At 72.6% G+C, this 13,127-nt stretch carries 6 protein-coding genes; 2 read left to right on the forward strand and 4 right to left on the reverse strand.

Features of this window, described 5'->3' with window-relative positions:
- Window positions 1–4 precede the first annotated feature (4 nt).
- Window positions 5–1,462, forward strand: a complete 1,458-nt coding sequence (locus tag MRBLWO14_RS02960; protein ID WP_341934983.1) for a zinc-dependent metalloprotease — start codon at window positions 5–7, stop codon at window positions 1,460–1,462.
- 816 nt (window positions 1,463–2,278) lie between these two features.
- Here the strand turns inward: MRBLWO14_RS02960 and MRBLWO14_RS02965 are convergent.
- Together MRBLWO14_RS02965 and nudC are read right to left on the reverse strand one after the other, a co-directional pair.
- Window positions 2,279–4,000 (reverse strand): ATP-dependent helicase, encoded by a 1,722-nt coding sequence (locus tag MRBLWO14_RS02965; protein ID WP_341934984.1) that lies wholly within the window; start codon window positions 3,998–4,000, stop codon window positions 2,279–2,281.
- On the reverse strand, window positions 3,997–4,893 hold the full coding sequence (nudC, locus tag MRBLWO14_RS02970) for an NAD(+) diphosphatase (protein ID WP_341934985.1): 897 nt from the start codon (window positions 4,891–4,893) through the stop codon (window positions 3,997–3,999). Before nudC ends, MRBLWO14_RS02965 begins: the two co-directional genes overlap by 4 nt.
- 98 nt (window positions 4,894–4,991) lie before the next feature.
- Between nudC and MRBLWO14_RS02975 the strand changes: the two genes are divergently transcribed.
- A complete protein-coding gene (locus MRBLWO14_RS02975; RefSeq protein ID WP_341934986.1) occupies window positions 4,992–6,356 on the forward strand; it encodes a hypothetical protein in 1,365 nt (454 codons plus the stop codon).
- On the opposite strand, the gene MRBLWO14_RS02980 is transcribed toward MRBLWO14_RS02975, so the two are convergent.
- Window positions 6,302–9,793: an ATP-dependent DNA helicase gene (locus tag MRBLWO14_RS02980; RefSeq protein WP_341934987.1), complete on the reverse strand. Its 3,492-nt coding sequence runs from the start codon at window positions 9,791–9,793 to the stop codon at window positions 6,302–6,304. The two genes, MRBLWO14_RS02975 and MRBLWO14_RS02980, sit on opposite strands and share 55 nt — an antisense overlap.
- Window positions 9,790–13,026, reverse strand: coding sequence for an ATP-dependent DNA helicase (locus tag MRBLWO14_RS02985; RefSeq protein ID WP_341934988.1), 3,237 nt, complete (start codon window positions 13,024–13,026; stop codon window positions 9,790–9,792). The genes MRBLWO14_RS02980 and MRBLWO14_RS02985 overlap by 4 nt, the downstream gene beginning before the upstream one ends.
- Window positions 13,027–13,127 lie beyond the last annotated feature (101 nt).

Consider the following 13,127-nt stretch of genomic DNA (forward strand, 5'->3'; position numbering starts at 1 on the left):
CCCGATGGCAGACAACGACCCGACCCCCGAGGACTTCCAGGAGTTCCTCCGACGAATGATGTCCGGCCAGGGAGGCGGAGACATCGACCCCGAGGCGTTGCGCAACGCGTTCTCGGGCATGGACGGGCTTCAGCTCGACCCGGCGATGATGCAGACGATCATGGCGCAGCTCCAGGGCGCGTTCGGCGGAGACGCCTGGGAGAACGCCCTGCGGCAGGCTCTGCACATCGCGAACCGCGACGGCCTCGGCATCTCCGAGGGCTCGCGCACCTCGCTCGCCGATTCGTTCGCGCTCGCCGATCTCTGGCTCGGCGAGGCGACGACCATCTCGGAGCTCGCCGAGTCTCCCCGAGCCATGACCCGCGGCGAGTGGGTCGAGGCGACCCTCCCGGTGTGGAAGGAGATCGCCGACCCCGTGTCGACGAGCATCGCCGACGCGCTCACCGCCGCGCTCGACAGCCAGGTCCCCGACGACATGCGCGGCGTGGTGCAGGGGGCGGGCAGGCTCATGCGCGGGCTCGGCGGGTCGGTGTTCGCCGCCCAGTTCGGCCAGGTGCTCGGCAACTTGTCGCTCGAGGTCGTGTCGGGCGGCGACGTCGGCATCCCCGTGCTCCCCGCCGGCACCGCCGCCGTGATCCCGCAGAACCTCGCTGGCTTCGGCGAGGGTCTGGAGATCCCCGAGGACCAGATCGCGTTGTACATCGCGACCCGCGAACTCGCGTACGCGCGTCTCTACCGGCACGCGAAGTGGTTGCACCTGCACGTCATGGCGCAGATCACCGACTTCGCTCGGGGCGTGACGGTCGACGTCGACGCACTCGAAGACGTCGCGAGCCGTCTCGACCCCTCCGACCCGGAGGAGCTGCGCGCGGCGATCGAGGGCGGCGCGCTCCTGCCCACGCAGACCGACGCCCAGCGCGAGGCGCTGGCGCGGCTCGAGAACCTCGTCGCGACGATCGACGGCTGGGTCGACGTGGTCACCGCGCAGGCGACCGCGCGCCTCCCCGACGGCGCGCGCATCGCGGAGGCCGCGCGTCGCCGGCGTGCCGTCGGCGGCCCCGCCGAGGACGCTCTCGGCGCGCTGGTGGGGCTCAAGCTGCGGCCGCGCCGGCTGCGGGAGGCCTCGGCGATGTGGCAGGCGGTGACGGATGCCGTCGGCGCCGCCGGACGCGACGCGCTGTGGGACTACCCCGACCTCATGCCGACCTCCGAGGACATCGACGACCCCACCGCCCTGGTCGCGCGGCTGCAGGCCACCGCCCGCGGCGAACAGCCGGTGGCCGACGAGTTCGACGAGGCGCTGGCCCGGCTGCTCGACGGTGACGACTTCGGCGGCGCCGACGAGCGGGGCGCCGACACGCCGGGCGCAGACGAGCCGGGCAACGACGCGGGAGGCTCCTCGCCGGACGCGCACGACGAGTCCGGCGACGACGAGTCCCCCGAGGGCGACCGCCCCGTCTGACCGAGCCGCCAAGATCCGCCCGGGGCGCCTCCCCTGCACGGAGACGGCGCCCCGGGGAGTTCTCCACGGATACGGCGGCAGCGGTGCCACGGCATCCGATTCCTCCGCACAATCGAGGGATGCCGCTCAGCACTCAGACGATCACCCGCATCGACCCCGCCGTCCCTTTGCTCTGGCGAGACGGCGACACTCTGCAGGTCGGGATCGAGGGGACGCTGCGCATCCCGGTCTCCGCGCCGTGGGTCGAGCAGCTGCTCGCGCGGATGGCCGCCGGCTTCCGCCGCGCCGCCTTCGACGTGATCGCGCACTCCCTCGGCGCGCCGCACGCGGAGGCCAGGGCGCTGTACCGCCGCCTCGAACCGCTGCTGATCGACGAGGTCGCCGTGCATCGTGCCGCCTGGGTCGAGAGCATCGACGTGCGCGACGGCCGGTGCGAGTACCGCCTGCGTGAAGCGCTGCTCGACGAAGGGGTGCCGCCCGGCGACCCGCGCTCGTCAGCGGACGTCGCGGTGGTGCTCGTCGAGGGCGCGGCCGCCGCCCTGCATTTCCGGCGTCACCTGCGCGATGACGTGCCGCACCTGCCTGTGGCTCTCGAGCGCGGCAGGATCACCGTGGGGCCGCTGGTGGTGCCGGGGAGCTCTCCGTGCCTCGCGTGCCGCGACGCTCACGACCGCGACCGCGACCCGGCCTGGCCGCGCCTGCACGCGCAGCTGATCGGCCGGGCAGCGGGGCCGGTCAGCGCCGTCCGCATCGCCGATGCCGCGACCGCGGTCGCCGCCGTCCTGACCGCCGGAGCGGACGGAGGGGTCCTGGAGCTCAGCGGCGGCGTTCGGCGCGAACTGCGGCCGGTGACGTTTCACGCAGAATGCCGGTGCCGCGAGCAGTCGTTCCTATCTCGGCCAGGAAGCGCGACGGCGCCCGTTCCCCTCGGCCGGCGGACCGCGACCACGACACCGCGAGAGTACGCGCGGCCCGCGTGACGCCGACGTAGGCGAGGCGCCGTTCCTCGTCGATCGCGTCGAAACCCGTGGCGTACGAAATGGGCAGCGCCCCCTCCGCCCAGCCCGCGAGATGCACGTGCGGCCATTCGAGTCCCTTCGCCGCGTGCAGCGTCGACAGGGTCACCGTGCGCATGGTCGGCTCGTGCTGGTCCTTCGCCCGCGCCATCAGGGCATCGCTGAAACTGCGGAGCGTCTCGTCCGGCCCGGCCTCCTCGGCGAGCCGGAGGATCGCGCGACGCGCCTCCCACCCGTCGCGCTGCGCCCCTCCGGCCGCCGGCGGCTCGTCGGTGAGGCCCAGCTCGCGGAGCACTCGCTGGACTCCGGGCAGGAACCCGTGCTCGGTGGGGGCGACCGCTGCCGCCCGCAGCGCGAGGATCGCCTGGCGGACCTCGGGCATCGCGAAGAAGCGGGTGCCGCCGAGCACCGAGGTGGCGATGCCCTCCGCGGCGAGCGCCTGCTGGAGAGCCGCCGACTGGGCGTGCGCCCGGTAGAGCACCGCGATGTCCGAGGGCGACGCACCCGCCTCGATGCGCGCGGACACCGCGGCGGCGATGCCCTCCGCCTCGTCGCGTTCGCTGTCGTAGGCGGTCACGGTCGGCGCATCCGCCGAGAACGTCTCGCGCGCCGGCATGAGCTCGAGGGCCCCCGGCCTGCCCCGCATGAGCGCATTCGCCGCCTCGAGGATCGGAGCCTGGGACCGGTAGTTCGTCTCCAGTCGCACGACGGTGGCGTCGGGATGCCGTCGCTCGAACTCGAGGAGGAACCGCTGCTCGGCTCCCGCGAACGAATAGATCGTCTGGCTGGCGTCGCCGACGACGCAGATGTCGCGGCGGTCGCCGAGCCAGAGTTCGAGCAGCCGGTTCTGCAGCGGCGAGACGTCCTGGAACTCGTCCACCGTGAAGTGGCGGTACTGCTCGTGCACCGAGGCGGCGACGCGGGGCTCCGCCTCCAGCATCCCCGCGCATGCGAGCAGCACGTCCTCGAAGTCGAGCTGGTGGCGTTCGTCCTTCAGCGCCTCATAGCGCTGCTGCAGCTCGACGAGCTGCTGGGCGTCGATGCCGCTGGGCGTACGGCCCAGCGAGGCGTGCTTCTCGATCGAGAGCATCGACACCTTGCGCCACTCGATCTCGGAGGCGATGTCGCGCAGCGTCGCCGTGCTCGGTCGAAGGCGCATCGCGTCGGCGGCCTGCCCGAGCATCCGCACCTTGTTGTCGATGATCGAGGGCGCCGGCGACCCGGCGAGGGTCGGCCAGAAGAAGTTCAGCTGCGCGAGGGCTGCGGCGTGGAAGGTGCGGGCGGCGACGCCCTCGACGCCGAGCGCCCGCAGACGTCCCCGCAGCTCGCCCGCCGCCTTGGCCGTGAAGGTGACCGCCATCACGCGCGACGGGGAGTAGGCGCCCGTGTCGACGCCGTGCGCGATGCGGTGCGTGATCACCCTCGTCTTGCCCGTTCCCGCGCCGGCGAGCACCGCGACGGGGCCGCGCAGCACGGATGCCGCCTCCCGCTGCCTGTCGTCGAGGGCGTCGAGTGCGCTCACGCGCGCCCCTCGTACCACGCCGTGATCAGGGCGCGGGCGATGGATGCCGGGCCCGGCAACCCGACGGGTCCCTCGCCGGCGAGGGCGGTGCCGATCTCGTCGCGAGTGAACCAGCGGACGTCGATGATCTCCTCGCCGTCGGGGCGCACCTCGGTCTCGTCGAGCGCGACGGCGCGGAACCCGAGCATGAGCGACCGCGGGAACGGCCACGGCTGCGACGACACGTAGTGCAGCGATGCGAGGCGCACCCCCGCCTCCTCGGCGAGCTCCCGGTGAACGGTCGTCTCGAGCGACTCCCCCGCCTCGGTGAAACCCGCGAAGCAGGAGTACATGCGCCCACCCCAGTTGGCGTTGGCCCCGAGGAGGAGACGCTCGCCGTCGGCGCTCTCGACGGCGACGATCACCGCGGGATCGGTGCGCGGGAAGTGCTCGCGGCCGCACACGAGGCAGTGCCGTGACCAGCCGGCCTGACGGAGCTCCGTGCCCCCGCCGCACCTCGGGCAGAACGGCGCATCGCGCAGCCATCCGCCGAGCGCGAGGGCCTCGATGAGGAGCTCGGAGTCCTCGTCGCCCAGTCGTGCCCCGAGATCGCGGAGTCCCAGCCAGGTCTCGTCCGGCGTGGTGTCGACCGTGTCGGATTCGGGAGTGAGCACCGCGAGGAGCACGACGATACCGCCGGCATCGCGGCCCAGCAGCGCCCAGGTGGCCTCGCCGATCTCTGACGGCGCGACGCGCAGGAGCCGCGGTTCGTCGAGATCCGCACGGGCGATGCGCGCACGGCCGTCGCGGACGGCGATGACCCTGGTCGAGTCGTCGGCACGCAGCCGTTCGATCACTCCGGCCTCGACGCGCAGCTCGGCCGCACGGTCGAAGGACGCGCGCATCGTGGTCATCGACTCCCTCTCTCACGGGCGTGGCGGAGGCGGGACCGCCCCGGCGCCCGCCTACCCTGGGGGGTATGGGACGCTCTCCTTTCACTCTAGCCGCGGCGGTGACGGCCGCACTGCCCGGAGCGGAGGTGACCGGAGCGCGACCGCTGACCGCCGACGGCGACGGACGTTTCGACTCCGCGGTCGCCTCTCTCGCCGACGGTCGGGAGCTCGCGATCCGCGTGGCCGAGGACGATGAAGGCGGCCGGGAGCTGGCCGCCGAGGCGCTCGCCCTCCGAGCGCTCACCGCAGGAGCCCGCGCGATGCTGCCGTTCGAGGCTCCCGCGTACATCGGCGAGACCCGCCTCGGCGATGCTCGCGCGCTCGTCACGGAACTCCTCCCCGGTTTCCAGATCGAGGCCGCTCATGTGCCGGCCGGTCGCGGAGCCGCGGAATCGATGGGCGCGGCGATCGCCGCCGTACACGCCCTGCCGACCTCGGTCGTCCGGGGCGCTGGTCTGCTCGCTCGCACAGCGCAGGAGAGCCGCGACGAGATCGCCAGACTCGTCGACACCGCCGCGGCGACCGGACGCGTGCCCGCGCGCCTCACTGTGCGGTGGCGCGAGGCCGTGGCCGACGACGACCTCTGGCGCTTCGAGTCGACCGTCGTGCTGGGCGGCGTGCAGGCCACCTCTTTCGTCTTCCGCGACGATCCCGAGGCCGGCCCCCAGGTCACCGGTCTGCTCGGCTGGCACTCGCTGTCCGTGGGCGACCCCGCGGTCGACCTCTCCTGGCTCTCGACGGCGCCCGACGCCGCCGACGACGTGACAGCCGCATACGCCCGCACGATCGACCGCGTCCCCGATCCGGCACTCGACGTCCGAGGCCGCCTGCTCGCCGAGCTCGAGTTCGCACGCTGGCTCGTGCACGGCGACTCGCTGCACCGGCAGGACATCGTCGACGACGCCGCAGCCCTGCTCGAGGCCCTCGCGGACGGCCTCCGGCACGACGATCTCACCGTGATCTCCGCACGCGGAGAAGGCGTCGACTCGGCGATGGACGCGCTCGGTCGGGTTCCCGCCACCGCGGCCTCCGGGGCGGGAGCCCCGGGCGCGACGGCGATGGAGACCGACGCCTACAACCCCGACGAGCTGTGGCACGACGAGCCGGACGACAGCCAGAGCGCCACCGGCACCGCGGGAGAGGCCGCGGACGCCGACAGCACGCACGACCTGTCGGATGCCGCAGCCGAAGCCGCCGCTGAGGCCGCACGGCGCGCGAACGTCGGCGGGCTCGAGACCGAGGATCTCTCGGGGGTGCGGGACCGGTTCAGCGGATCCCGTGCGGGCGACGGTTCCCGGCACTCATCACCCGCGACCGCGCCGGGCGCCGACGAGTCCTCGGAGGCGCACGACTCCCCCGAGGACGAGGCTCAGCGGGCCGCGCGCGCTGCACTCCAGCGCTGGAGGAGCTCGGACTCCGAGTAGACCCTGTCGCCGCGGATGACCAGGTCGTCGGCGACGTAGTAGAGCGCGACGTCGATCTCGTCCAGCGGGACGCCGAACCGGCGGTGGTAGGCCAGCCGGTAGAGGGCGAGCTGCAGCATCCGCTCCTCGCGCTCCTGCGCGGTGCGAGGTGCCTTGCCCGTCTTCCAGTCCACGATCTCGATGCGTCCGCCACGGTCCTCTCGACGGTAGACCGCGTCCAGCTTGCAGATGACGATGTGCCCTGAGCCGTCGTCGCCCGGTGCTCCGCCGAGCGCGAAGTCGATCTCGATCTCGACGGCGATCGGCGCGAGGCCGCCCCACTCGCTGCGTTCGAAGATCTCCTGCAGGGTGTGCAGGTCCGCCGCGTCCGCGGGCGACACATCACCGGGAGAGTCGACCGAGGGGTCGTCCTCATCGAGCTCCCACAGCGCTTCCTCGACGCGCACGCCGACACCTACCAGCTCGCTGCGCCGCTCGACCCAGGCATGGAACAGCGTGCCGAGCCTCGTCTGCCGGTACGGCCGCTCCGGCATCGGGCGGACGATCGACGAGATCGTGGCGTCGAAATCGGTGACGTAGTCCTTGAACCGCGATGCGGGCACACGCGTGGGAGGCTGAGCGGCCGTGCCGCGGTGGCGCGCCTCGCGCTCGGCGAGCAGACGCGCCAGCTCGGGAGTCGCGACCGGATCGTCGGCCGCAGCGGCTCGAACGGCAGCTGCCGCCGACTCGACGAGCGGTCGGCGAGCCCCCAGCGGGTCGAGCGGCCAGCTGAGCGTGGCGCCGGGGCCCTCGTAGGGATTGTCGTCGGGATCCACCGGATCGATCGCGTCGAGGCCGAGCACGTCCAGCGCCTCGACGAGGAACGGGCTCGGCACCCGCGGCGACTTCTGCCCGGCCCAGTGGGCGCCGGTCAGCAGCAGGTCGGTCCGCGCCCTGGTGACGGCGACGTACGCCAGGCGGCGTTCCTCCTGCTGCTGGTAGTCGCGGTACGCGTCCTTGAACCGCTTGAGAGCACCGCCCTGCGGGTTCGCCTTCGACACTCCGCCCGACAGCGACGACTGCGCCAGGGCCTGCCGCTTCTTCGGATCGGTCTCGTCGCCCATCGCCGCCGCCGGGTCCCAGTCGAACCGGGGCAGCGCGTCGCGGTCACCGCGCAGCGCGAAGGGGACGACGCCGAATCCGAACCATCCCGATGTGTCGGACACCCGACCGGGGAGCTCGTCTGTGACCAGCCGCACCACGGCGACGGCATCCCACTCCAGCCCCTTGGAGCCGTGGATCGTCAGCAGCTGCACGACGCCCGGTTCGGGAGGCTCCGGGCGTGGCATCAGCTCGTCCGTGCTCTCCGCCTTGTCGAGCCAGGCGAGCAGCGCTCCGATGGTGCCGCGCTCATCGGCGGCGAGGAAGGCGCGCACCTCGTCGGCGAATGCTCTCAGCTGGGTCGCCGCGACCCGTGCCGGGCCGCGCGTCTCGTTCGCCGCGAGCTCGATGTCGAGCCGCAGTTCCGCTTCGATCAGCCGGATGAGTTCGGGGATCGGCTGAGCAGAGGCACGCCGCAGCCGTTCGAGCATCTCCCCCGCGGCGCGGATGCGCGAGCGCCCCTCGGGGCTGATGCCCGCGATCAGCCGATAGTCGTCGCGCACGGCGCGCACGACGTCGACCGCATCGATGATGGAGACGGCCTCGTCGGCGCCTCGCGAGGACCGCAGACGCACACGCACCTCTTCGGGGAGCGGCATCATCCCCGTATCGCGCTCGGACAGAGTGCGGCCGAGGTCGTAGAGCGCGGCCATGTCTGCGACGCCGACCGCGAACCTCGGTCCGGTGAGCAGGCGGATCAGGGCGGAACCGGCCGTCGGATCGTGCACGACCCGCAACGTCGACACCACGTCGACCACCTCGGGCGTCGAGAGCAGTCCTCCCAGACCGAGGATGCGATGCGGCACGCCGCGTGCGGCGAGAGCAGCCGCAAACGTCTGCATGTGCCGCTTCGAGCGGAACAGGATCGCCCCGGTGTGAGGGCGACCCGCTGCCGCCTGGTCGTGCGCTGCTCGTCGCTCGACAAACCACTGGGCGACCTCATCGGCCTCGTCGTCGACCATGAAGGGGTAGCGCACCTGCACCGCGCCCTCCCCTGCCCCGGGTCGCGGTTCGAGCGGAGGGACGTCGAGTCCGGGTCGCTGCAGGGGCTCCAGCACGTGGTTCGCGACATCGAGGATCCGGCTGTCGTTGCGCCAGCTGGTCATCAGACTGTACGTCGCGGCCGGGGCCTCGTCCGGACCCGTGAACGCTCCGGAGAACGCGTACAGGTTGTCGGCACTCGCGCCGCGCCACCCGTAGATCGACTGATGCGGGTCGCCGACGGCCATCACCGCGGAGTCCCGGAAGAGCTCTGCCAGGAACCGCGTCTGGATGACCGACGTGTCCTGGTACTCGTCGAGAAGCACGACCCGGTGCTGCTCGCGCAGCTCGGCACGCACGTCGGCCGCCGTCTCGACGATGTCGTACGCCCCGCCGACCTGGTCGGCGAAGTCGAGCACTCCCCGCCGGCTCTTCTCGGAGATGTAGTCGCGCACCAGCTGCGCGAGCGTCCCCAGGCTCAGGAGGTTCGTCGCGGCGGTCTCGACCGCGGCTGTTCCCCGATAGGGACCGAAGGCCTCGGCGTGCTCCCTCGCAATGCGCACCGCGTGATCGAGGTCGACGCGGTGGTCGAGCACGTCGCCGGCCAGCCGCTGCACCGCGTCGATCACGGTTCCCAGGGCGAAGTCGATCTGCTCGAGCTCGGGGATGTCCGAGCGCAGCACGACCTCGCGCGCGAGCATCCAGGACGCGGCCTGACTCAGCATCGCCACGTCGGCGTCGCGACCGATACGAGCGGCGTGCTCTCTGACGATCCCGTCGGCGAAGGCGTTGTAGGTCGACACCCGGGGGCGGATCATCAGCTCCTCCGCAGCGCGCGGTGTCGCCGGATCCCACCCTGTGCCGTACGCGTCCGCGAGCTCGTCGAGCACCCGCGAGCGGACGACGTCGCGCTGCCGACCGGCGGCGGCATCGACGCGCTGCAGCGCGCCGGTCGCCACGATCTCGGGGAGGAAGGGCAGCAGCCCCCGGCGCCCGTACTCGTCGATGACGGCGAGCCGCGACCCGATGCGCTCGGCGAGCTCGCCGGCCGCCTTGCGGGTGAAGGTCAGACCGAGCACCTCGTCGCGGCGGACGTGCCCGTTGGCGACCAGCCAGACGACCCGTCCGGACATGGTCTCGGTCTTGCCGCTCCCCGCCCCGGCCACCACGAGCGCGGGCACGGGCGGCGCCTCGATGACGCGCTGCTGCGCGGGCGTCGGCGACGGCTGTCCGAGCGCGGCGGCCACATCGGTCGCCGAGATGCCGAGGGTGCCCGGCCACGCCTCGGCGGTCGTGCGCGTGTCGACGAGGCTCATGCGCTCACCGCCGGCACGGTGTGGATGCGGCAGGGGTTGATGCGGCGCTGCGTGTCGGCGCAGTGCGCCTCGACCTGAGCGGTGAAGCTGGACGCCGACATGCCGCGCGCGGCCTCCCCCACCCGGCGCAGGAAGGCCGTCCGCGCCTCGTCGTCGAGCGTGTGCTGGTGTGCGATGCGGTAGTCGCTCTTGGCGAGGGTCTTCGAGACCACGACCAGCCGAGCCCCGGCGAGCGCGTCGGCCGGTGCATCCGGGATGAGCCCCTGCTGCACCGCGACCTGGTACGCCGCGAGCTGCGCGTGCTCGACGACGCCCGGATCGGACTCCGGATCGGATTTCCCCGTCTTGAGGTCGACCACGACGACCCGCTCCCGCCGTGCATCGTCGGCCTCGGCGACCGCGGCGATGGGCTGCCACTTCTGCCCTCGCGCGTGGGGGTGATCACCGGCTCCGGGCGGATACAGCTCCACGCGGTCGATGTAGCCGTGGATGATCGCCTGATCGCCGTGCTCCTCGCCGACGGGATGCACTGTCGGCATGTCGTCGTCGCTCGCGGGGATGTCGACGGCGAAGCGGAACTCGACCTCGCTCGCGATCTCCCGCCCGCCGTCGCGGCGGACGTCGTGCAGGTAGGTGTGCAGCCGGTCGATGAGGGTGTCGGCGCGGCGCCGCTCTTTGCGTCCGATCCACTCCGTCTCGAAATCCAGCTCGGGCCAGTGCTCCGCGAGCACGGCGCGCATCTGCTCGAGGTCGCCGTCCGGCGACTTCTCCATCGCCTCGTGCACGATCGTGCCGATGCCGGCGGTCGGCGGCATGACGGTGTCTCCGCCCAGCGCCGAGACGGCCCAGTTCAGACCGCACTCCTCGTATGATTCGAGGCGCGACGGCGATACCCGGGCGCCCTCCGCCGCCAGGTCGCGGAGTCCGGCGTCGGTCGAGGGCGGAGTGACCCCGTACCAGTCCGAGGGGTCGGCACCGGGAACGCCTTCCCGGGCGAGCACCGCCAGCTGCGATGCGGCCTCGGCCCGCGCTGTCGCGGAGTGCGAGGTGGTGAGGACCCGGCGATGCCGCGCGACGAGCCCGCGCAGCGTGAGGGGATGCTCCGCGGAGGCGTGATGGGCGGGAGGCGGCGGGGGCGGCAGGAACGCGAAGAACGGGCTCGGGGTCATGTCGTCGTCATCGACAGCGGTGATGAGCAGCCGACGTCGTGATCGTGAGATCGCCCTGACGAAGAGGCGCAACTCGTCATGCAGCGCCGCGCGGCGGCGATCGAGCACGCCCTGGGGTTCCTCGGCGCGCCCCGTGCGAGCAGCGAGCAGCGCGTCGGCGAGTCGCCACGTCTGCAGCATGCCGCCCCGGAGGCGCACGTTGGGCCACACGCCGTCCTGCACACCGGCGACGACGACGGCGTCGAACTCGGTCCCGAGCGCCGTGGCCGGCGTGAGCAGCGTCACGCGTCCCGGCCTGTCGGGGCTCGAGAGCGAGTCCTCCGGCACCTCGCTGTCGAGGATGTCGCGGACGAACACCTCCGGTCGCTCGTTCGGTGTGCGCTCGACGAACCGCTTGGCCGCGCCGAACAGCGACACCAGCGCGTCCAGCGACCTGGCGGTCTCGGCGCCGCTGGCCTGCATCGACATCTCGCGCCACGCGATCTGCAGAGACCTTCCGTCGACCGCCCTCGCACGGTCCCACACCCGCCAGAGCAGGTCGTGGATCGTCTCTCCTTGCGCTGCTCCCTTCGCGACCTCGGCCACGGTCTGCGCGAATCGCGCCGCCGTGCGGGACTCCGCCGCATCTATGAGGGTGAAGTGGTCGGGCGCGGTGAGCGCCTGTCGCAGCAGCTCCCTGGCCGGTGTGGATCCTCCCTGCTCGAGCTCCACGTGCCGCAGACGTGCACGCAGTCGGCGGAGGCCGATCGCGTCCATTCCGCCGAAGGGCGTGCGCAACGCCTCCTCCCACTCCTGCGGTGTGCGCTCGTCAGCCGGTGTGAGTGCGAGGCGGACGACGCCGACGATGTCGCGCACCGCCGACTCGCTGCCGAGCGGGCGCTGCACGCCTGCGGCGCGCGTGGGGATCTCGCGTGCGGCGAGCTCGGTCTCGAGCTGCGCGACCTGTCGCGTGTCATGCGCGATCACGGCCATGCGGTCCCAGGCCACGTCATCGGCCAGATGCCACTCGCGCATGACGCCCGCGATCCGATCGAGTTCCTCATGGGGCGAGGGGGCGATGAAGGTCGAGACCGACGTCTCCTTTTCCGCGCCGTCGAGCGGCGGTGCGGGCGCACGCCGATGGTCGACTCGACCCGATGCGCCGATCGCCTGCGTGACGGTGCGCGTGAGCGCGGTCAGCGATGGGGTCTGACGGTGCGGGGCGTCGAGCACGTGCACCCCGCCGAGCGTGGCGGCGAGCTGCGCGAACAGCTCGGGCGTCGCGCCGCGGAACGCGCCGGAGGAGATGTCGGGGTCGCCGAAAGCGAGCACGGCCACGCCCCGCTCACGGAGCGCCTGCACGAGCGCCACGCCGCCTCGGGTGAGCTCCTGGGCGTCGTCGATGAGCACGACGCGGAGATCGGCGAGCGGCCCGAGCTCTGCGGCACCCGCGCTCTGCAGGATCGTGCGCGCCTCGGTGAGCAGGTCGGCCGCGTCTCGGTGCGCAGCACGGGCGAGGTCGAGTACGGCGCGGTACTCCACGAGGAAGTCGGCCACGGCCGTCCAGACCGGATCCCCGGCGCGACGCAGGTCGTCGGGATGCGCACCCAGCTCGGCGCACTCCGCGAGGAAGGCCCTGAGCTCGGAGCGAAAGCCGCGCGATCCGCGCACGGACGCGCTCAGCGCCTCCGGCCAGTCGATGTGCTCGTCCTCCGCGTCGCCGGCGAGGAGGTCGGCGATCAGTCGGTCCTGGTCCGCTCCCGTGAGCAGCGCGGGCGGCTCTTCGCCCCGGTGCACCATGGCGCCCCGCACGATCTGGAAGGCGAACGACCCGAGCGATCGCGCCAGAGGACCGGGGGTGGCCTGCCCGATGCGCACGCCGATGCGATCGCGCAGCGACGTCGCCGCCTGACGGCTCGGCGTCAGCACCAGCACGTGCTCCGGCCGCAGTCCCTCGGCGCCGAGGAGATGCACGACGCGCTCGATCAGCGCCCGTGTCTTCCCTGTGCCCGGCGCACCGATGACGATGCCGGATGCCGTCGCGTCTGCGCCGATCACGGCGGTCTGCGCGGCATCCTCTGTCATGTCCTCCACGCTACTGCGACGCGCCGACATCGTCGTCCGGCAGCCACGGGACCACGTCACGGGCGCCCTGTGCGCTCAGGGCGAAACCGCCTCGTCCGGCC

This window comes from Microbacterium sp. LWO14-1.2 (assembly GCF_038397715.1).
GTDB lineage: Bacteria > Actinomycetota > Actinomycetes > Actinomycetales > Microbacteriaceae > Microbacterium.

Excerpts from the sequence above, each read along its gene's own strand:
- MRBLWO14_RS02960 (WP_341934983.1), top strand. The coding sequence starts at position 5 with ATGGCAGACAACGACCCGACCCCCGAGGACTTCCAGGAGTTCCTCCGA.
- nudC (WP_341934985.1), bottom strand. The coding sequence starts at position 4,893 with ATGACCACGATGCGCGCGTCCTTCGACCGTGCGGCCGAGCTGCGCGTC.
- MRBLWO14_RS02980 (WP_341934987.1), bottom strand. The coding sequence starts at position 9,793 with ATGAGCCTCGTCGACACGCGCACGACCGCCGAGGCGTGGCCGGGCACC.
- MRBLWO14_RS02985 (WP_341934988.1), bottom strand. The coding sequence starts at position 13,026 with ATGACAGAGGATGCCGCGCAGACCGCCGTGATCGGCGCAGACGCGACG.